17 protein-coding genes and 1 pseudogene are annotated in these 22582 nt (G+C 37.0%); 15 read left to right on the forward strand and 3 right to left on the reverse strand.

What is annotated here, in order from left to right; translation table 11 throughout:
* Positions 1 to 93 carry an IS3 family transposase gene (locus NGR58_RS04935; protein ID WP_407077141.1) on the forward strand — a complete coding sequence of 31 codons (93 nt, stop codon included), beginning with the start codon at positions 1 to 3 and terminating at the stop codon, positions 91 to 93.
* 69 nt (positions 94 to 162) lie between these two features.
* Here the strand turns inward: NGR58_RS04935 and NGR58_RS04940 are convergent.
* A pseudogene (locus NGR58_RS04940) lies at positions 163 to 2082 on the reverse strand (sucrose-specific PTS transporter subunit IIBC).
* A 234-nt stretch (positions 2083 to 2316) separates the two neighbouring features.
* Here NGR58_RS04940 and NGR58_RS04945 point away from each other — a divergent pair.
* From NGR58_RS04945 to NGR58_RS04990, 10 genes are all read left to right on the forward strand, one after another.
* Positions 2317 to 3795 (forward strand): sucrose-6-phosphate hydrolase, encoded by a 1479-nt coding sequence (locus tag NGR58_RS04945; protein WP_258088520.1) that lies wholly within the window; start codon positions 2317 to 2319, stop codon positions 3793 to 3795.
* Between the two features lie 53 nt (positions 3796 to 3848).
* The gene (locus NGR58_RS04950) at positions 3849 to 4832 is read left to right on the forward strand and encodes a LacI family DNA-binding transcriptional regulator (RefSeq protein WP_258088521.1); all 984 of its coding nucleotides are present in this window, start codon (positions 3849 to 3851) and stop codon (positions 4830 to 4832) included.
* Positions 4833 to 5145: 313 nt separating this feature from the next.
* A complete protein-coding gene (treR, locus tag NGR58_RS04955; RefSeq protein WP_258088522.1) occupies positions 5146 to 5850 on the forward strand; it encodes a trehalose operon repressor in 705 nt (234 codons plus the stop codon).
* Positions 5851 to 5863: 13 nt separating this feature from the next.
* Entirely contained in the window at positions 5864 to 6352 is a 489-nt protein-coding gene (locus NGR58_RS04960; protein ID WP_258088523.1) for a PTS sugar transporter subunit IIA, read from the forward strand.
* Between the two features lie 16 nt (positions 6353 to 6368).
* Positions 6369 to 7880: a PTS transporter subunit EIIC gene (locus tag NGR58_RS04965; protein ID WP_258088524.1), complete on the forward strand. Its 1512-nt coding sequence runs from the start codon at positions 6369 to 6371 to the stop codon at positions 7878 to 7880.
* 21 nt (positions 7881 to 7901) lie between these two features.
* Positions 7902 to 10211, forward strand: a complete 2310-nt coding sequence (locus tag NGR58_RS04970; RefSeq protein ID WP_258088525.1) for a glycoside hydrolase family 65 protein — start codon at positions 7902 to 7904, stop codon at positions 10209 to 10211.
* A gap of 5 nt (positions 10212 to 10216) precedes the next feature.
* Positions 10217 to 10894 carry a beta-phosphoglucomutase gene (gene pgmB / locus NGR58_RS04975; RefSeq protein WP_258088526.1) on the forward strand — a complete coding sequence of 226 codons (678 nt, stop codon included), beginning with the start codon at positions 10217 to 10219 and terminating at the stop codon, positions 10892 to 10894.
* Positions 10895 to 11428: 534 nt separating this feature from the next.
* Positions 11429 to 12841 (forward strand): amino acid permease, encoded by a 1413-nt coding sequence (locus NGR58_RS04980; RefSeq protein WP_258088527.1) that lies wholly within the window; start codon positions 11429 to 11431, stop codon positions 12839 to 12841.
* Between the two features lie 17 nt (positions 12842 to 12858).
* Positions 12859 to 13287, forward strand: a complete 429-nt coding sequence (locus NGR58_RS04985) for a universal stress protein (protein ID WP_258088528.1) — start codon at positions 12859 to 12861, stop codon at positions 13285 to 13287.
* A gap of 183 nt (positions 13288 to 13470) precedes the next feature.
* On the forward strand, positions 13471 to 14871 hold the full coding sequence (locus tag NGR58_RS04990; protein WP_258088529.1) for a flavocytochrome c: 1401 nt from the start codon (positions 13471 to 13473) through the stop codon (positions 14869 to 14871).
* 68 nt (positions 14872 to 14939) lie between these two features.
* On the opposite strand, the gene NGR58_RS04995 is transcribed toward NGR58_RS04990, so the two are convergent.
* Entirely contained in the window at positions 14940 to 15698 is a 759-nt protein-coding gene (locus NGR58_RS04995; protein ID WP_258088530.1) for an SDR family oxidoreductase, read from the reverse strand.
* A 371-nt stretch (positions 15699 to 16069) separates the two neighbouring features.
* Between NGR58_RS04995 and NGR58_RS05000 the strand changes: the two genes are divergently transcribed.
* The 4 genes from NGR58_RS05000 (at position 16070) to NGR58_RS05015 (ending at position 20161) form a co-directional block, all read left to right on the forward strand.
* Complete coding sequence (locus tag NGR58_RS05000; RefSeq protein ID WP_258088531.1) at positions 16070 to 17086, forward strand: zinc-dependent alcohol dehydrogenase family protein; 1017 nt, start codon at positions 16070 to 16072, stop codon at positions 17084 to 17086.
* 3 nt (positions 17087 to 17089) lie between these two features.
* Positions 17090 to 17824 carry a fructose permease gene (locus tag NGR58_RS05005; protein WP_258088532.1) on the forward strand — a complete coding sequence of 245 codons (735 nt, stop codon included), beginning with the start codon at positions 17090 to 17092 and terminating at the stop codon, positions 17822 to 17824.
* A gap of 17 nt (positions 17825 to 17841) precedes the next feature.
* Complete coding sequence (locus tag NGR58_RS05010; RefSeq protein WP_258088533.1) at positions 17842 to 18225, forward strand: VOC family protein; 384 nt, start codon at positions 17842 to 17844, stop codon at positions 18223 to 18225.
* Between the two features lie 193 nt (positions 18226 to 18418).
* On the forward strand, positions 18419 to 20161 hold the full coding sequence (locus NGR58_RS05015; protein ID WP_258088534.1) for an ABC transporter permease/substrate binding protein: 1743 nt from the start codon (positions 18419 to 18421) through the stop codon (positions 20159 to 20161).
* 96 nt (positions 20162 to 20257) lie between these two features.
* On the opposite strand, the gene NGR58_RS05020 is transcribed toward NGR58_RS05015, so the two are convergent.
* Entirely contained in the window at positions 20258 to 22486 is a 2229-nt protein-coding gene (locus tag NGR58_RS05020; RefSeq protein ID WP_258088535.1) for a phospholipase D family protein, read from the reverse strand.
* Positions 22487 to 22582 lie beyond the last annotated feature (96 nt).

Here is a 22582-nt window from a genome sequence, read left to right on the forward strand (position 1 = left end):
ATCTATTACTACAATAATAAACGGATTAAAACAAAACTGGCCGGAAAAACTCCGGTTCAATACCGAAATCTTTCCGACCAGCTAGTTGCTTAAACTTCTCTCCAATTTTTGGGGTTCAGTTCATGGTTGCCTTTTTTGTGCATAGTCTTGATTATTAAAAATTTAAGCTGTTACAGCAACTAATGGATCACTATTTTTGACCTGATTAGTTTCAATCGGTTCAACGTTGGCGAAGTCTGCGGTATTCGTAATTGCCATAATTAGTGTTGGGTCATAACCGGCGTCGGTAATTTTTTCAATCTCAAAACTACCTAATGCTTCACCTGCCGTAACATGTTGTCCTTAAGAAACTTTAGAATCAAAATATTGTCCTTTTAAATTAACAGTATCAATTCCTAGGTGAATTAAAATTTCCGCACCATTGTCTGATTTAATACCGTAAGCATGTTTTGTTTCATAAGCAACTGTAATTGTACCAGAAACAGGTGCGTAGATTGTTGTATCACTTGGTACAATTGCGGCACCATTACCCATTAATTTAGAAGAAAAGACCTGATCATTGACGTCTGCTAATTTAATTGCTTGACCAGAAACGGGTGCGTTAACAATTTCATCGGCTAAGTCAGTTTCAACCGGTGTATTGGCAGCTGGCTTAGCGGTATCGCTTTTATTACCACCATCGACGATGGCGAACTTCGCTGCATTTTTCTTACCGTATAGATAGGTCAGTGTAAAGGCAATTGCAAATCAAATCACTTCACATAATAGATATGCGGGAATTGATTTTGCATTAATTGATAGGAAACCAAGGAATCCTGCTGATCCAAGCGATACGGCGATGACATGCATTAATCCGGCTAATGCTGCGGCTACACCAGAACCGATAAGCGCACAGAAGAATGGGAACTTATATTTTAAGTTAACTCCAAATAATGCCGGTTCGGTAATACCCAATAGGGCAGATACAGTGGCAGAAGATGATAAGCCTTTCATCTTTTTGTTTTTTGTTAAAGCAAATACGCCAAATGTCGCAGCACCTTGTGCAACGTTTGCCATCGAAGCAACAACAAATATAAAGTCGCCGTAACCACTGTGATTTTGGGTGAATGCCGTAACTAATTGTGTTTCAATAGCTGGAAAACTTTGATGGAGTCCGGTTAAGACGATTGGTGAGTATAATAGTCCAAAAATACCCGTTCCAACAAAACCTAATGTTTGATAAATAAAGACAATTCCATTTGTAACCCCGTCTGAAAGTAGACGCATGACTGGTCCAACAAAAACAAATGTTAGGAATCCAGTCACCATTAATGAAATTAAAGGTGTAAAAGTAAAGTCAACGGCAGAGGGTAATCTTTTGTGTAAGTATTTTTCAATTAACGACAAAATATAAACAGCAGCTAGTACAGGAATAACTTGATAATAGTAGTTATTTTGTGAAACAGCTAAACCGAAGATGTCCCATGATTGGTTGGCTATTAAATCTGGTGATACCATGATCATAGCTAAAGCTGCACCTAGGTATTGGTTAGCACCAAAACGTTTGGCAGCTGAAATACCAACCAAAATGGGCATGAATATGAAGGGAGCAGCTGACATGACTTGAATCATTGCTGAGAATCCCTTAATGACTGGGAAACTGTCTACTAAGGCTTTTGGTCCAAACAAGTCAGGTGAAGTTAGAAAGTTATTTAGTGCCATTAACAAACCACCAGCAACTAAGGCTGGAATGATTGGCACAAAAATATCAGACAGTAATTTAATAAAAGCCATGATTGGATTTTTCTTTTTACCCTCTTGGGTGACATTTTTAAGTTCTTCAGTTGAAACTGGCGTCACATTTGCAATATTTATGAGTTCATCATAGACATTATTGACATCCCCAGGACCGATGATGATTTGATATTGACCATTTGTTTTGAATGTTCCTTTAACATCATCGTTATTGTCTAGAGCATCTTGATCTAGTTTACTTTCATCTTTGATAACTAATCGTAGGCGTGTAGCACAATGTGCAGCAGCAGCAAAATTATCCTTACCAACCGCTGAGACTATCTCATTAGCGACTTTTTTATGATCCATTTATCTACTCCTTGCTTTTGGAAGCGTTTTCTTTTTAATTACACTTATTAGAATACCTTATTTCTGTTATATGTCAATCGTTTGACACAATTTTTGATAATTTTAGCTTTTTTTAATTATTTATAGGTGCGTATATATGATAAACGTTTGACATATTGTGCGACATAACCTATGTTAGAAGTAATAATTTTCTAATTTAGTAACCACTGCCAATTTAATAGGGGATTAATTTATATGATTTGGACTAGAGACAAAAGATACCAACCTTACAGCGCATATTCAGAAAAAGATAAAGAAAATCTAGCAGATCAAGTATCGTCGTCAGTGTACAAGCCAGCGTTTCATATACATCCAACTTCAGGATTATTAAATGATCCTAACGGTTTTTCTTATTTTAATGGTCAATGGCATGTATTTTATCAAGCTTTTCCTTTTGGAGCAGTCCACGGTCTAAAATCATGGGTACATTGTGTTTCAGATGATTTAGTTCATTGGCATAATTTAGGTATCGCGTTAAAGCCGGGAGATCAATATGATTCGTATGGTGCTTATTCTGGGTCAGCGCACGTGATTAATGATAAGTTATTCCTTATGTATACAGGCAATGTACGAGATAAAGACTGGCAACGTCGTAGTTATCAACTTGGTGCTTGGATGGATGCAAATAACCAAATTACGAAAGTAAATGAACCGCTCATTGCAGCGCCTGATTATGTGACTGAGCATTTTAGGGACCCACAATTGTTAAAGGTGAATGATGAATATTTTGCTTTAATTGGTGCACAGGATAAACAAAATTTACGTGGTGAATTTTCATTATATAAAACTCAAAACTTAAAAGACTGGGAAGATATGGGGTATATAAAGCATAATCTTGGTGATATGGGATATATGGTTGAGTGTCCAAATCTAGTTTATGTTGATGATAAGCCTGTACTAATTTTTTGCCCACAAGGATTGCCACAGAATATATTACCAACAGAGAATATTTATCCAAATGTTTATACGGTTGGTAGGAATTTGGATTTTAAAACTGGTACTTGGTATTCTGACACATCAACGTTAATGCAATTAGATGCTGGCTTTGATGTTTATGCAAGTCAGGCATTTAATGCACCGGATGGGCAAGCATATTTGATAAGTTGGGTTGGATTACCTGAGATAAATTATCCATCGGATAGGGAAAATTGGGCTCATTGTCTTAGTTTGGTTAAGCGATTAAAAGTGGTCGACAATAAACTTTATCAAATACCAGTAACAGCTATGTCTACATTGACTGTTGCGGAACAAACGTTACCCCAAAATCAACAAGTATTAGTCACTGATACTAAGCAACAATACGAGTTAAAATTGGATTTGGCTCCTAATCAAAAAGGCAATTTATTATTAGCTAGTGATGGCACTAGTGACCACGGCCTACAATTACGATTTGACACAAATAATGATGGTTATCTAATTGTTGATCGATCAAATGTCGGTGAAAAATTTGCAACAAAGTATGGTGAAACACGCAAAGTAAATTTCGATCCTCATAAAAAGCTATCATTAGATATTTTCGTTGATCATTCAATTTGTGAGATTTTTATAAATGGTGGCGAGCAAGTCATGACGTTACGTTTCTTTGCACCACAAACACAGACAATGATTGCGTTTTCTGAACAAAATACGCTAAAATATTCAGGTAGCTATATCTTATTAAATGATATGGGATAGCTAATATTACGTAAATTTATTAGAAATTTGTATTGAAAAAAGGATGTGCCATTGTGAAACCAAAGTTATCTGATGTTGCTGAAGAAGCAGGTGTATCACCAACAACTGTTTCTCGTGTTATTAACAACCATGGTTATTTGAGTGCGGCAACAAAACAAAAAGTTTATGATGCAATGGCAACATTGAACTATCAGCCCAATTCTTTAGCAAGATCTTTGAAGGGAAAAAAGTCGCATATAATTGGTCTTATTTTCCCGGGAATTACAAATCCTTTTTTTGCAGAATTGATTGAAAAACTAGAAAAACAATTATTTTTGCAAGGTTACAAGGTTATTTTGTGTAATTCTGCGGATGATGTTGCGAAAGAGCGTAATTATTTACAAATGTTAATTGCCAATCAAGTTGATGGCATTATAACCGGCGCACATAATTTAGGGATTGAAGAGTATCAAGATACAAACTTGCCCATCGTTGCCTTTGATCGACGGTATACAGATGGTATGCCAACGATTAGTAGTGATAACTTGCAAGGAGGTATCTTGGCAACAGATACCTTATATCAGGCAGGTGCGAAAAGTATTTATTTTATGGGAAATCCCAACCAAAAAGGTAATCCCACCGATAGACGTTTGCAGGGATATCAGCAACGAATGGCTAAATTAGGCTTGGCAAATCATGTTTTTCCGATTTTCTTTGATGAAACCCCAAAAATAAAACAAGTCTCTATTCAACAATTTTTAAAGAAAAAGCAAGCCGATGGTATTATTTGTAGTGATGATTTAACGGCTATTCTTGTATTACAAACGGCTCGTGAATTGCATATTAAAGTACCGGATGATTTAAAAGTCATTGGTTATGATGGTACCGAGTTTATTCAAACATACTTTCCAGAATTAACCACAGTGGTACAGCCAATGGATGATATCGTGATGATGCTTGTTGAAAGTTTGATTCATCGGATAACAAAGCGTGAAGATAAACTTGAAGAAAGTGATTTTATTTTACCGGTCTCTTTATATCATGGTGGCACAGTATAAAATTAATAGACAAATGCAGTTTTGAAATGAAGTGTTCTTTATTTTCAAAACTGTATTTTTTTGTGTAAAAATTAGTCAGCTGTTTCATTACTGTCATGCTAGTCTTAGAAGAGCTTGGACATATTGAGATAGTGATAGATAAATAAAATAGAAGTAATCGGTTAAAATTTAAAAAACCTGACTAGTCTAGAAATGCTTGCCCGTATGCAGTTATTCATAACCTGACTAGTCTAGTCGTGAAAAGCTTGGCACAAATGAATTGAAACCGTTTTCATAGTCGTGTACACTGAACGTGTTGAAAGGGGATATGGAAATGGAAAAATATCAAAAAATATACTCTGACCTCTTGAAAGCACTACGAGATAATGTCTACCAGCCAGGTGATTACTTACCAAGCGACGGTCAGCTTGTCATACGATATCAAGTATCGCGTGAGACGGTGCGTAAAGCTGTCAAGACATTGGCTAATGATGGTTATGTGCAAAGGTTACCTGGACGAGGTTCAGTTGTTTTGGATCGAAAGCATTTTGTATTCCCTGTTTCAACGCTTGAAAGTTATCGTGAAATGGTTGCGCAAGCGAACCTAGATGCTAGTAATGATGTCATCGTTATTAAGCAAAATGTACCTGTTCCTGAAAACTTAACAGGAGGTGACTCACCAGTATTAAGCACATTGGTTGTACGTAGACGTTGGGTTGATGGTGAAGAAATGGTCATAGATTATGATTATGTTAATCAAGCTGTTATTGATCATGTTCCGCATACGGCTGCTAAAAATTCACTGTTTGATTATTTTGAAAATCAATTAGGTTTACAAATTGATTACGCAGTTAAACGTATGACAGTTGAAAAAGGAAATATTGAAGATCGACAGTTACTTCATATTGATGAGGGGATGTCGATGGTGGTTATTCGGAGTGAAACTCGTTTATCTGATAATCGCATCTTGTCTTATACTGAATCGCGACATCGTGCAGATCGCTTTACAAGCGTTGAATTTGCAAGACGTCATAAATAGGAGGGTTATATATATGTTTGGGTTTGGAAAGAAAAAAACGGTTGCTGATGACAACAACTTATACACGCCAGTAACAGGTGAGGTTATTCATTTAGAGAATGTTTCTGATCCTGTATTTGCTGGGAAAATGATGGGGGATGGCTTTGCTGTAGAACCTACTGATGGCACAATAGTTTCTCCCGTTGCTGGTAAAGTTACTATTCAGCAAGGTCATGCTGTTGGCTTAGAGCGGGCTGATGGTTTGGAAATTCTTATTCATATTGGTATCGATACGGTTTCACTAAACGGTGCGCCGTTTACACCAAATGTGAAAGTTAGGGATGTTGTCGATGGCGGCGATACTCTAGCAACGGTGGATTGGCAGCAGGTCGAAGATGCGAAGTTACCAAAGACAACGATGGTGCTCATAACAAATTCGGCTGAAAAATTAGATAGTTTGTCTGTAGAAGTAGGAAACTCATCTGCTGGTAGTCAGATCGGGCAAGCGATTGCCATAGGTTAAATGGGGGAGAATTAAGATGGCAAAACAAAATTATGATGAATTAGCACAGAACATTATTACAAATGTTGGTGGTAAGGAAAACGTTGATAAGGTCATTCATTGTATTACACGTTTGCGATTTTACTTGAATGATGAGAAAAAGGCAGATACGGATGCAATTCAAGATCTAGATGGCGTTGCTGGTGCTGTCTATAATGCGCAATTAGGTCAGTATCAAGTAGTTATCGGACAAGCTGTGGAAGATGTCTATGACAAAGTGATTGAACAACTGGGCGATGATGTTGTTGATGAAGAGGCCACTGATGCCGCCGTTGAAGCAACAGGTGGTAAGCAATCAAATAAGCCAGATGGATTCTTTGGCATGATTAAATATGGTTTCCAATTATTGATTGGAACAATCACTGGATCAATGATGCCAATTATTGGTTTGTTAGCCGCTTCAGGTATTTTAAAAGGTGTTTTAACGTTATTTACATTTAATTTAGGTTGGATCAATGAATCTTCGGCAACGTATCAAATAATTAATACTATTGCTGATTCGACATTTTACTTCTTGCCAATTCTTGTTGGATATACTGCTGCCAAGCAACTAAAGTCAGATCCAATTATTGTTGCTGCCATTGCGGGTGTGTTAGTTCACCCAACGATGGTGGACTTAGGAGAAAAAACGTCAAAGAATTTTGTTGAATTTCTTGGGGTAACCATGAATTCTAATTTCTTTGGTTTACCAATTCATATTCCGTCATATACGTACTCGATTTTCCCAATTATCTTTGCGGCATGGCTTGCACGCCCAGTAGGAAATTGGTTTAAGAAGGTCCTACCATTGAGTTTACGTTCAATTTTCCAACCACTATTCACATTATTCATCGTTTCAATTGTTGTGTTGGTTGTTGTTGGACCTGTGATTACGTTAATCTCATCTGGATTGGCAACATTTATTAATTGGTTAGTAACGTTGAATCAAGCTATTGCTGGATTAGTGATTGGTGGTCTTTATCAGGTACTCGTGATCTTTGGATTGCACTGGATGATTATCCCAATTATTTCTAACGATATTGCACAAACTGGTCATTCAGTTTTGAATGGATTGATTAACTTCACAATGATTGCGCAGGGTGCAGGAGCACTAGCCGTTTGGGCAAAAACAAAGATCACAAATATTAAGAGTTTGGCGTTCGCAGGTGCCTTGTCAGGATTTGCTGGGGTGACTGAGCCAGCAATGTATGGAATTAACTTGAAGTATGGGCGCGTATTCTGGATGGCTAATATTGGTGGTGCTGTTGGTGGATTGATTGCAGGACTATTAAATGTTGACATGTTTGGATTTACTGGTTCATGGATTGGATTCCCATCATTCTTTTCAAAGACTGATCCAAATAATATTTGGTACTTTGTCATCGCCGCTGCAGTAACCACAGTTGTTTCGTTCATTGCGGTCTACTTCTGGGGATTCAAAGATTCTGATGTCAAGAGTGCTAAGAATGCTGAAAAGAAGAACGTATTTAAGGACGCTGTTAATAACTAATTTTGACGAAAGGAGCTTTTGATGAATTCAAATAATTGGCAATTAAGTTATGACACGGTGTCACATGGTGTTCGTGCTTATGGTGAAGAATCATTACTCACTTTAGGGAATGGGTATCTTGGTTGGCGTGGTGCACCTATTATGACATCTTATAATGATGATCATTATCCGGGACTTTATGTTGCGGGTGTCTTTAATCAAACGTCAACACCAGTTGCCGGTCGTAATGTTATTAATGAGGATATAGTTAATTTACCTAATCCGCAGTTATTAAAGTTGTTTGTAGACGGCGAGCCAGTCGTGTTTGATCCCACAACACGAGAATCAATACTCCATTTCGACAGCGGTATGCTGTCAGAAAGCTATACAATACCAACTGTTAAGGGAGAATTGACATTAAAAACTGAGAAAGTAGTTAACCCATTTAAGATGCATCAAATTGGTTTATCTATTACGATTAGTGGTGATTTTACAGCGGATATAACTGCCCAAACTATTATTGATGGTCGTGTGGAAAATAAAAATGTTAAACGCTATCGTGATTTTGAATCAAGAGAATTTGATGTAACTGATTTAACAGCAAATAAATTAGTCGCTGAAACGCGACAATCAGCCATTAAGTTAGTCGTAGGTGCAAAAACAAGTAGTGATGCGGGTGAATTTTCGGTGACAACTGGTCAAGACCGGATAGTTGCTACAGGTGATTTTAAGTTGACCCCTGAGACACAGATTGACATCGAACGAATTATCGGTGTTGCCACAAGTTACGAAGAAACTGATCCAGAACAAGTAGTTGATGAACAATTGACAGATGTGACATTCAAAGAAATTGTTGCTGATTCTGTTAAGTATTGGCAGGATGTTTGGTCTGAAGCTGATATCAATTTAGATAGTGACGATCCTGATTTGCAAAGAATGATTCGAATGAACATTTTCCATCTGCGACAATCAGCGCAGCACTATGCTAATCAGCACCTAGATGCTTCTGTTGGTTCACGTGGTCTAACTGGTGAAGGATACCGAGGACATATTTTCTGGGATGAAATTTTTGTTGTCCCTTATCTAGCTGCTAATGACCCGCAGACGGCAAAGGATATTTTAAAATATCGTATTAATCGTTTAGCAGGTGCTCAAGCTAATGCCAAAATTGATGGTGAAAGTGGCGCTATGTATCCCTGGCAGTCTGGTATGACTGGTGATGAACAAGCACAAGTCATTCATTTAAACACCGTTAATAATGAGTGGGATCCTGATAATTCAAGACTTCAACGCCATGTATCCTTGGCGATTGTTTATAATTTATGGATATATGTACAGTTAACAGGTGACGAAAGCATTCTTCAGGAGGGTGGTCTCGATGTCGTTGTTGAGACTTCAAAATTCTGGTTAAACAAAGTGATCCTAGGTGATGACGGCCGTTATCACTTAGCAGGAGTGATGGGACCAGATGAGTTCCATGAAGCTTATCCCGATGCTGATACTGGTGGTATTACAGATAATGCTTATACTAATTTGATGTTAACTTGGGCATTGAATTGGTTACAGGAACTTAGTCAACAGCAATACTTGCCAGCCATAGATAAAGAATTGCTAGAAAAGGCGCAAGATGTCTCAACTCGTTTATCATTAGAAATCAATGATGATGGTATTATTGCCCAATATGCTGGTTATTTTGATTTGAAGGAAGTTGATTTTGAAGCATATCAACAAAAATATGGGGATATCCATCGAATTGATCGTTTGATGAAAGCGGAAGGCTTATCACCGGATGATTATCAAGTTGCCAAACAGACCGATACTTTAATGACGTTGTATAACCTAGGTGCAAATCACTTCGTAAAATTGGTTAATCAGCTTGGGTATACTTTGCCAACAAATTGGTTACAGAAAAATACCGATTATTATTTAGCCCGCACGGTTCATGGGTCAACGACTTCACGACCTGTGTTTGCTGGTATTGATATTACGTTGGGTAATAAAGAAAAAGCATTGGACTATTTAAAGACGGCTATTGGTTCAGATTATTACGATATTCAAGGTGGTACAACAGCAGAAGGTATCCATGTTGGTGTTATGGGTGAAACACTGGCAGTCATTCAAAATGAATTTGGTGGTGTTTCATTGCGAGACGGTCATATTGTAATCAATCCTAATTTACCTGATGGTTGGCGTAAGTTGTCATTTAAGCAAAAGTTTCACGGCGTTTTGATCTCGTTGGACATTTATCCTAATGAGGTAAAAGTCAAAGCAGATAAAGATACGACAGCAACTATTTATAGTAAGACTATTAATTTACATGCCAATGAGGAGCAACAGATTACTGGAGGTTAACACAAATGAGTGAATTTGATGTAATTAAAGGATTTGCTTTTGATATGGATGGTGTTTTAGCTGACACAGCTCGTTTTCATACCATTGCCTGGCGTAAAATTGCAGATGAAGTAGGGACAACCTGGACCAAAGAGTTAGAAGAGGGTCTTAAAGGAATTGATCGTATGGGGAGTCTAGCATTGATCCTATCAGCTGGTGGACATGATGATGAGTATGATCAATCAGCACGTAAGGCGTTGGCTGAAAAAAAGAATACTAATTATCGAGAATTAATTTCTACATTGACACCCGCCGATATTTTACCAGGTATGCAGCAGTTCTTAGATGAATTAAAGGCAGCAAACTATCAACTGAGCGTTGCTTCAGCTTCCAAAAATGCGCCATTTATAATTGAACGCCTTGGTTTGTCCGATTATTTTGCGGCGGTTGTGGACCCGGCATCAGTGGCGGCTGGTAAGCCCGATCCCGCTATCTTTGCAGCAGCAGCTAAGGTTTTAAACTTAGAACCTGAACAGGTGATTGGGTTAGAAGATTCCGTAGCTGGTATTCAGAGTATTAATGGAGCAGGCGAAATTAGTGTTGGGATTGGGGATGCAAATGTTTTAGCTGAAGCCGATGTGAACTTTGACAAAACAGCTGATGTGACATTAAGTGCAATTAAAACAGCTTTGGACGACAAATAAAAAATTCAAAAAGTGGCTAATTTTGGTTAATAATCAAAATTAGCCACTTTTAATTTGTCAAAATTTAATTCACCTATTTGATTGACTTACTTTGGTGGGAAAAATTTCCTAACAGAATAATTATATCCAGTTTTAGAGTCGATTTGTTGTGAATTCGTTAGGTTATCTGACATGCGTTACAATTTTTCTAATCTTTTTATAATTTAATTTTGGCTGGATTTTGGTTCCAACATGTTTTCCCATGAAAGATAGTTGAAAATTTCAAAATTTATTTAACAATATTATATTGTTTCTGTTTGTCATACTAGTAGATATTAATAATATGACTTTTTACATTAAAAATATTACCATATAGATTAATCCAGTACTTAATTAATCCGTTTCGTATAAGAAAACGCTTTCTTTAGAATGATGGAAATACGCAAATTTGTCATAAAAATATTACTTCATGTGATTGATTACTGGTGCTTTTTATTTACAAACATTTTCCGCGGTGATAGAATCATTAAAATCAAATGAGAAGGGAAAAAGATTATGTCATCATTATTTCGAAAGAAAGATATTAATAGACTAACGGAAAATGCTTCCCCGTTAAAAAGAACCTTGCATACTTGGGATCTGACTTTTTTAGGAATTGGAGCCATCATTGGTACAGGTATTTTTGTTTTAACTGGTAAGGGAGCTTTGACAGCTGGTCCAGCTTTGTCTGTATCGTTTTTAATTGCTGCTATCTGTTGTGGCTTTGCTGGTTTATGTTACGCTGAATTTGCGTCAATGGCGCCTGTAGCTGGTTCTGCCTATACTTATTCATACATTGCATTTGGTGAAATCATCGCTTTTATTATGGGGTGGGACTTGATACTTGAGTATGCCCTCGGAGCTGCGACGGTTTCAGTTGGGTGGTCTGGGTATTTTGTTAATCTGCTAGATAATATGGGTATCCATATACCAACTGCCTTAACAACTGCCGCCGGAACAACACCGGGTGTTCAGACTTTTTTTAATCTCCCAGCGTTTGTTATTGTTTTAATCATCACGTGGATCATTTCGGTGGGGATCACGCAAACAAAACGAGTTAATGATACGATGGTGATCATTAAGTTAGCGGTGATCGTTTTATTCGTTGTCTGCACGGTTTGGTTTATCAAACCTGAAAACTGGCACCCGTTTAGTCCATTTGGCCTTTACTCACATACTGACGGGGTGGCAACCGGAATTATTCCCGCAGCATCGATTGTTTTCTTCTCATTTATCGGTTTTGATTCTGTTTCTTCAAGTGCTGAGGAAACTGTTAATCCTAGCAAGACATTACCAAGAGGTATTTTATATTCGCTATTAATTTCAACAGTTCTCTACATTATCATGACACTCATTATGACGGGTGTTGTGAAGTATACTGTATTTTCAAAGTATTTGAATGCACCTATTTTAGCGATTTTGGCCAAGACAGGCCAAACATGGCTATCAGTTATTGTTAGCTTGGGAGCCATTCTTGGTATGACAACTGTTATTTTGGTTCAGCTTTATGGACAATCACGTATCAGTTATTCAATGTCGCGTGATGGCCTTTTCCCAGAATTCTTTGGTCACGTTGATGAAAAACATCAAACACCGTTTAAAGGTACGTGGTTCTTTGGTATTATCACTGCTTTAGCTGCTGGATTCATAAACTTAAATATTTTGTCAGAACTGGTGAATATCGGAACATTAACAGCATTTATCTTAGTGTCTGCAGGTATTATGATTATGCGTCGTACAAAGCCTGATTTACATCGTGGTTTTAAAGCTCCTTGGGTACCAATCACGCCAATCATTGCCATCGCTTTTTGTTTTGTTTTGATTGCTGGTTTGAACTGGGAAACATGGTTACGTTTCCTTGTTTGGTTGGCCCTTGGAATGGTGCTATACTTTGGTTATGGTAAACGTCATGCTGATACAAAGTTTTAAAAGCAAGGAGAAAATACATGATTTATAAAAGTATTTTAGTTGGCTTAGATGGTTCTGATCAAGCAAAGCGTGCTTTTGCAACCGGGCTTTCGTTAGCAAAAGTATTGTCTGCTGATTTGCATATTGCATGGGTAGTTAATCGTGATCGTGGCATGGATGCATCATTTGGTGTTAATGAAGACTTTTATCATGATATGGCAGAGCGGGTTCAACAAAAAATGACGCCATATATTAAAAAAGCACAAGAAGAGAATGTTAATGTTGTTGATCATACTGTCGTTGGTAATATCAAAATGGTATTAACGAAAGATTTGCCCGAAGAAAATGACATTGATTTGATTATTGTTGGCAAGACAGGTGCCAATGCCGTTGAAAAGATGTTGCAAGGATCACATAGTGGTTATATCGTTAGTCATTCTAATTGCGATGTCTTAGTCGTTGAGTAATAGACGGCAGAAACAAATTGAATAATCTTTAAATGAGATAGCGGTGGAATAACAGAAGGTGTTCTAATCGCTATCTTTTTATTATTTTAAAACGATTAACTGTCATTTGAGGGTTAAAACTGCCAGATAGGTGTGCTATCATTTGTGCAACATATAATTAAGTCTCGAGTTGGGAGTGAAGTAATGGCAAAATTTATTTTTCCAGTAACAAGCATTAACGATTTAAAAGAGAATTATGATTTAATCGTGGTTGGTTCAGGGGCAGCAGGTATGACGGCAGCAATTCAGGCACAAGAATTAGGATTGCATGTTGCTATTTTTGAAAAACTAAGTGCTTTGGGTGGTAATTCTAACCGTGCCTCAACTGGTATGAATGCTACGGAGACTTTGGTTCAATTGGCAAATCATGTTATTGATGACCAGGATAGTTTCTATGAAGATACATGGCAAGGTGGTGGCAAAACTAATAATCAAGAATTGTTATCATATTTTGTGACTCATTCTGAATCAGCAATCAACTGGTTAGAAAATCACGATATTCATTTAACAGATTTAACAGCCACTGGTGGGATGTCACAAAAACGAGCTCATCGACCCGATAATAAGTCAGCCGTTGGAAGTTACTTAGTGAAAGGTCTACAAAAACAATTACTGATTAAAAATATACCTTTGTTTTCAGAAACGACTGCTATTAAGATTATGAAACAAGACGGACAAGTAACCGGTTTAAAAATTAATAACCGTGAGATTGGTGAAAAAAAGATTACAACTAAAGCTGTTGTAATTGCAACGGGTGGTTTTGCACAAAACAAAACCATGTTGAAAAAATATGCCCCTGAATTATTACAGTTGAAAACCACTAACCACCCAGGTGCCACAGGTGATGGAATGAAGTTAGCTGTTACGGCAGGTGCAACGTTGGTTGATATGCATAAAATTCAAGTGCATCCAACAGTACAACAAGATACGAATCATGTTTATTTGATTGGTGAGGGTGTACGTGGTGAAGGAGCTATTTTAGTAAATCAAGCAGGTCAACGATTTGTGAATGAAATGACGACACGTGACAAAGTAACAGCCGCTATTGATAACTTACAAGAAGACGGAGCAACATTGGTTTTTGATCAAGGTATTCGAGAGGCATTTCCAGCGATTAATTTTTATGACTCGGTTGGACTTGTGATGACGGCTGAAAATTTAACAGATTTGGCTAAAAAGGCGCACTTGGATAGTGAGAAATTGATCGCCACTGTTGCGAAGTGGAATGATTGCCAGCTAACGGGAATCGATGCGGACTTTGGTCGTGAAACTAAAAAGGCGCGTAGCTTGGCTTTACCACCTTATTATGCGGTTCATATCAAACCAGCAATTCATTACACAATGGGGGGCATTAGAATAAATAAATTGACAGAGGCTATTAACGAAACTGGTGATAAGGTTAGTGGTTTATATGCCGCTGGTGAGGTTGCTGGTGGATTGCACGGAGATAATCGTATTGGTGGTAATTCAATAGCTGAAGCCGTTATTTTTGGTCGGCAAGCTGGTATACAAGTAGCAAAATATATCAGAGAAGTGAACAAGTGAGACAAAAATATCGGGTTCAGAACAATATCTTTTGTTCTGAACCCGATATTTATTTTTTAGGATGAATGTTATTGAGCGGTATAACCACCATCAACAACAAATTCTGATCCTGTTGCAAACTTTGATTCATTTGAAGCTAAGAACACACACATATAAGCGATGTCGTCTGGATCTCCCAAATGTCCCATTGGTGTCTTAGAACGTTGTGACATTAAGTCAACCATGCCATCGGCGTTCTCAACCATTGGTGTTTTAATATATCCTGGATGAACTGAGTTGATGCGAATATCATAATCTTTCAGTGCACAGTCAACGGCTGCTGACTTAGACATTAGTCGAACGGCCCCCTTTGAAGCGTTATAGGCACCCAGATTAGAATCACCAACAAATCCTTCAATAGATGACATATTTATAATAGATGCACCAAGACTTTTATTTTTCATGCGCTGGATAGCTAGGCGAGTACCAAAGAAGACACCATCTAAGTTAACAGACATAACCTTACGCCATTCTTCAGTTGTCGTATTTTCAATACTATTATCCACAGCAATACCAGCATTATTAACTAATGTTGAAACAGGTCCAAATGCTTTTTCGGTTTGATCAAATAAATCTACCCAACCATTTTCATCAGATGAATCATGTTGAATGAAACGAATAATGTCGGGTGTACCAATCTTTTTTGCAGCATCTTCCCCAACTTGTGCACGACGACCAGTGATAACGACTTTAGCGCCTTCTTGCACGAATCTATTGGCAATTGCCCAACCGATTCCTACAGAACCACCAGTAACAATTGCAACTTTACCTTTCAAACGCTCGCTCATTTTTAAATACCCCCAAAGTTTTTTATAATATGTGTATATGTGAATTATATCACAAAAATGGTGCGCTTAAAGGATTTTTTGTTACACATTTTTTGTAAAAAAGGGGGTATTACTCAATTATTGTCGGATGACATGCGGTTTTTTGAGTCTTTTTAATTGTTCAAAAAATCACTATTTATTTTTTAAAGTATAGAGAGTATACGCAAACAACGTAAGCGGTTATGTAAAGACTTAAACGTAGATAATGTGGAAAATGTTAATTTTTTTGTTAAATATAACTAATATGTCCTTAAAAAAAAGGACTTGCGGCCGTGTGAGTAAACGTTTACAATATTGATGAGGGTTATTTTTTATATAAAGGAGATTTTATCATGGAAGCACTTGTTTTAACTGGTACGAAAGAGTTGAATGTTAAGGACATTGATCGTCCAGAGGTATTGCCCAATGAAGTTTTAGTTCATACGGCATTTGCTGGTATTTGTGGAACTGATCATGCATTATATGCAGGATTACCAGGTTCTGCAGATGCTGTACCACCAATCGTGTTAGGGCATGAAAATTCGGGAGTCGTTGCAGAAGTTGGGGATGCAGTCACTAATGTTAAAGTAGGGGATCGGGTAACAGTTGATCCTAATATTTATTGTGGACAATGCAAGTATTGTCGAACAGGTCGTCCTGAATTATGTGAAAACTTATCAGCAGTTGGTGTAACTCGCGATGGTGGCTTTGAAGAATATTTCACTGCTCCCGCATCAGTTGTATATCCAATTCCAGATAACGTATCATTGAAATCAGCCTCTGTTGTAGAGCCCATTTCATGTGCAGTACATGGTATTAAGTTATTAAAGTTATCTCCATACCAAAAGGCACTAGTTATTGGGGATGGCTTCATGGGGGAACTATTTGTTCAAATCCTACAAGCTTATGGTATTCACCAAGTAGACTTGGCTGGTATCGTTGATGAGAAATTGGCTATGAATAAGTCACAATTTGGGGTTAAAAATACATTTAATACCAACAATGGTGATCAAATTCCTGCGGAAGAATACGATGTTGTTATTGAAGCAGTTGGTATGCCACAAACACAAGAAGAAGCTATTGCGTCAGCTGCTCGTGGTGCACAAGTTCTTATGTTTGGCGTAGGTGGTCCAGATGCAACATTTGAGATGAATACCTACGAAATTTTCCAAAAGCAATTAACCATTCAAGGATCATTTATTAATCCAAATAGTTTTGAAGATTCACTCGCATTGTTATCATCAGGAAAGTTGAATGTTGAAGCCTTGATGTCACATGAACTCGATTACAAGACGGTTGATGATTTCGTTAATGGTAAATTGGGGGTTGTATCAAAGGCCGTTGTTAAAGTCGGTGGTGAAGAGGCATAAAAAATGGAAAATATGGGGGATAAAAAGGCGCAGAGAAGCCTATCTATGAGTTCTTCAATTGCTTATTTCATTATTTCCTTAGTATTTAATTCTTTAGGAAATGTATTGACTTTAGTCACATCGGCCCATGTCCATCCGTCGTTTCTTGGATCAGCTTATTGGACAGCTGGTGAAGCTAATTTAGGTAATGCAATTTTGGGGGATAACTCATTAGCATTATTTTGGGCTTTTTTAGTCCTAGGTATGTTGGTTTCATTTTTAAATGCTTTATTAATGAAGCAACTTGATTGGAAACGCATTTTTGGTAATTTTATTTTTATGTTGCCGTTCTCAATCTTCATTCAATGGTTTTCTAATATTTTTAATCAAATCATGCCGGATGCAACAACATGGCCAATGGTTATTCTTTACACATTAATTAATTTTATTGGTGTTGGTTTTATTGCCACAGCTATCTCGATCTATCAACGGGTGAACTTAGTGTTGCATCCTGCCGATGATTTGATGCAAATTCTAAGATTTAAATATTTTAAAGGATCAGCATTTAAGGCGATGTGGGCATCTTATATCCCACCAACTATCTTTGCAGTAATTGCATTTATTATTACTTTCCCTTCACTTTATAATTTTGGGATTGGAACATTATTTGCCTTTCTTTTCCAGGGTAGTATAACAGGCGTTGCTGATCGTTATGTATTCCCTAATCTAAAACATCAAGCAATTGATGTTGGTAACTAAGTTTAAAGGAGTTAAAGATGGCTTTTACGGATTATTATTCAGGCTTACAACATGTTGGTATTCCAGCTTCATCATTGCAAGCATCAGAACGTTTTTGGGAAAAACTTGGATTTGAAAAAATTGGAGATTTCCCAGTTGGTAATGTTATTTTTATGCAACGTGAGAATCTTGTGATTGAAACGTGGACTGGTGATGAAATTGTTGGCAAGCCTGGAGCAATCAACCATATTTCGATGGATACTTCAGACGCTGATGCAGCATTTATCGCTGCCAAAGATGAAGGATTATCATTGCTCAGTAATGAGGTACAAACGCTGCCATTCTGGGATAAAGGTATTAAATTTTTTAATGTACAAGGTCCAGATGGGGTAATCGTTGAATTTTGTGAAATAGTTAAATAATAAGAATATTTTTGACTAAAGCCGGGACACAAGTCCTGGTTTTTATTTTTAAAAGACAATTATTCAGAAAATCATTAATATGACATTAAAAAATATTATATTTGACTAAAGTGACAACTTTATGTTTATAATTAGGTTGTCACTTTTTAAAAGAGCTTGATTTTTACTAAACAAGCAGGAGGAGAAGTATAATATGTTTGTTTTAGCAAATTTAATACCAAAAATACCATTTGGCCCGTGGGTCGATAGTGGTGTTGATTGGTTAACAAAGCATTTAAGCGGATTATTTAATGCTATTCAAAATGGTGGTAATGTCATGATGGATACCATGACTAATGCATTAACGGGTATTCCAACGTGGTTATTTATCATCGGATTAACTATTTTAACTGCTTTAATGTTTGGTAAAAAGTGGGGATTCCCACTCTTCACGTTTATTGGATTGATAATTGTTGAAAACCAAGGCTTGTGGTCAAACATGATGAACACATTTACGTTGGTTCTGATGGCAAGTTTGATTTCAGTTATTATTGGTGTGCCATTAGGTATTTGGATGGCTAAGAATGACGTTGTTAATAACATCGTGCAACCAATTTTGGACTTCATGCAGACAATGCCAGCGTTCGTTTATTTGATTCCTGCGGTAGCCTTTTTTGGAATTGGTGTGGTACCGGGTGTATTTGCTTCGGTTATCTTCGCGTTACCACCAACAGTTCGAATGGCGAATTTAGGAATTCGTCAAGTGCCAACTGATTTAGTTGAAGCAGCTGACTCTTTTGGTTCAACGGGTACGCAGAAGTTATTTAAAATTGAATTACCATTAGCTAAGAAAACCATTTTCTCAGGAATCAATCAAACGTTGATGCTTGCCTTGTCAATGGTTGTGGTCGCATCAATGATTGGTGCACCTGGTCTTGGACGTGGTGTGTTAGCCGCCGTACAGGACGCTGATATTGGTAAAGGATTTGTTAATGGTATCGCATTGGTTATTCTGGCTATTATCATTGATCGATTAACACAAAAGATGAATGCAACGCCTAATCAGAAAACTGATCAGCAACCAAAGCATTCGAAATATCATTGGAAGGCTTGGACAGCAATCGTCGTTGCACTTGCAATGATTGGAAGCGGTGTAGCGCACGCAATCACCACTGCAAAATCACAAGAGGAAACAGTGAAGATTGCGACGACACCATGGGATTCAGAAAAGGCTTCAAGTAATGTTCTTGCACAAGCCTTACGTCAACATGGTTATGAAGTTGAAATGACTTCATTGGATAATTCAATTATGTGGCAGTCAATTGCCAATGGGCAAGCAGACGTTTCAGTCTCAGCTTGGTTACCAATGACTCACAAAGCACAGTATAATAAGTATAAGAGCCAACTTGATATGATGGGTCCTAACTTGAAGGGTGCAACCAATGGGTTGACGGTGCCAACTTATATGACTGATGTCAATAGTATTGAAGATTTGCAAGACCAGGCTGGTAAGAAGATTACCGGAATTGAACCTGGTGCAGGTATTTCAAAGTTGACCAAGAATACGATTAAGGACTATGGCTTGGATCAAAAAGGTTGGAAGCTATCAGAGTCATCAACGGGAGCTATGACAGTTGCGTTGGGTAAGGCGATTAAGGAAAAGAAACCAATTATTGTGACTGGATGGCAACCACATTGGATGTTCCAAAAATATGATTTGAAGTATCTAAAGGACCCTAAGAAATCAATGGGTAGTTCAGAAAATATTTATACAATGTCTCGTAAAGGTATGAAGGAAGATAAGCCTGATGCTTATAAGGCTGTCGATAAGTTCCATTGGAGTAAAGATGATATGTCAAGCGTTATGCTAGATATGTCTAATGGAAAGTCAGCTAAACAAGCGGCAAACAAATGGATTAAAGAGCATCAATCACAAGTAGATGCTTGGTTTAAGTAAATATCCATTCAGTAATAAAACAAATATTTAGGCAAAAAGGAGCCATGTCATTCAAGGTTAATGACATGGCTCCTTTTATATAACGATCGAATAAGTTTAATTTCTTTTGAATCTACTTAGAAAAGTTCCTTTCAAAAACGGATTGTCCTCACCAATCCACTTAAAGAACTCCGTGCCCTTTAATTCCTGATCGATACTATTATCTGAACTAGCCTTAACCTTGGGTGATAAGGCATTAACATATGCGATGGATGGTTTAGTACCGTACCGGTTCACATTCTCATCTAATTTAGACATGCGGTAAAGTAAGCGATCTGTCTTTTTATTATAAACAAAATTTTCTCTGTCATAATCGAATAACTTACGCCACTTTTCTTGACCAGATTCATTGGCGTCATCATATCTATCTAAGGGAAAATACTTTGGTATTGGCTCATCGATTTCTTGATAATATTCTTTGAAAACAGTTCGTGTGATTGCTAAAAAGTCATTTTTATTACCGTTACGATAAGTATTCCAATTGGTTTCATCATCAGATATTTTTTCAGAGAATCGCAATACAAAATCTTGGAATAGTTCATTATTCGTTTGATCAATAATCTCATGATAGGTTTTTAATGATGCTTCTTTAAAGTCATCGTTGAACACAGCGTCATGCTTTAAATAATAGCTTCTACGGCGTGCGCGTTCATTTAAGGTATAATCTTCACTATTAGTTGTTGCGATCATTGCTGGGTAACTAGTGTGTTGCGTCGCTACATTATTATTCAGTGTCATAATTAGCTCTTCACCACGTTTAACATTGGTGAAAAAATCATTGGGTAATTCGTCAACCAACAGAGGTGTGACATTTTCTTCACTCAACCAGTCTTGTAAGATTTTAACCGTATTAGATCCTTTTTGATAATCATTTTGATAAATTAAATCATAAGCTATAAAATCATCTTGCTTCTGATTAAATTTCACCATTTTAGAGATTACTCTTAAAAGACTTGATTTACCTGAGTTGGCAGCACCACCAATGAATAGAATTTGTGGAATATCCCGTGACGCTTCGTCATCTGTACGGCCACTATTACTTCTAATAATGGAAATGAAAGGAGAGCTAAAAGCAAATAAAATGGCTTCGTAAATCCGCTGGCCATATTCATCTGAATAATCTAGAGTAAATTTATGATAACTTTCAATTAATTGATCGATAGTATGTAAACTATCTTTTAATGAATCATGTGAAATATGCTTTCCAAATGGTAATAATTTATTTTTATTTAGCGGGTCGATAGTAAACAGACCTGATTGGTTATGATCGGTATCAATATTGACCTTACTTAACGTTAAAAGCGGACGGTTAAGAGCTATACTATTGTTATCATGTGCATGGAGTTTAATCGAAAGGACTTTATTAGCTTTCTTTTTGGCTGTTTGTTTCGTTACTAATCTATGATTACCTTTATTTTTACTAATGATGTTACTCATTAATTCAAAAACCTGATCAGACTTAAGGTTGTCATTTTGTTTGTCTTCAAATTCCTGAGTGCCAGCGATATTTTCGTTATTAATTTGATTAACCAGTTCGCCTGTATTTTCAGGAATCAGGCCAATTTTCATGTCATCACGCAAAGTTTGCACCACATCACTTAAGTCACTTGTTTGAATATTATCTAAATCATTGGTAGTGAATATCGTTGCAGTGATCAATTTATCTTGTTCCGACAATTTAGAGTCATCACTTATGCGTTGTTGAATAACTTTAAATGTGTTCTTAGAAATGTAATCTGTCAAAATTGGCTCTAAATCATAAAAATAGCGACGTTGATAAAGGTCGAATAGGGGTGAGTTATCGTAAATCAGGACTTCTTCAAATTGATTGTATTGTGATTCAAAGGCCTGACTAGATAAATTAGCCGACCCAATAATTAAGCGGGTCTCTTCGGTTGCATCATTGCTAAGTAAATAAAATTTTGAGTGAATAACATTGCCAGGTTTGGGAACTTTAACTTGAATTTTTTTATCAATCACTTGTTTTTTAATCGGCGTATCTAATTCGCTAAGAAATTGCAGTGATTCGTTAGTAAGCTTACTTTTAAATGAGGACTTCAAGGTTTGCTTTAGTAATTCATCATTGGTAGCTGCCTGAACCCGTTCTTCGGGAATACCAATGACCATGTTGATACTATCAAAGTTAGATAGGTATTGATTAATAAATTTGGGTGAGGCGGAGAAGGTTACAGCAGTGAGTTTGTTATATTTATTCGAATCAAAAATCTCTTCAATTGCGTAATCAACAAGTTCATTATTATAAATAATATTAGTAGTCTTTTGCATCAGTTTTCCTCCGGGTTGAGAGATAACATTTTTTAAGAAGCAATCAATGTATAACAATAGGTCGCATATGATTGCCTATAAATATAGTTGATGACC

This window comes from Weissella fangxianensis (assembly GCF_024718545.1).
GTDB lineage: Bacteria > Bacillota > Bacilli > Lactobacillales > Lactobacillaceae > Weissella > Weissella fangxianensis.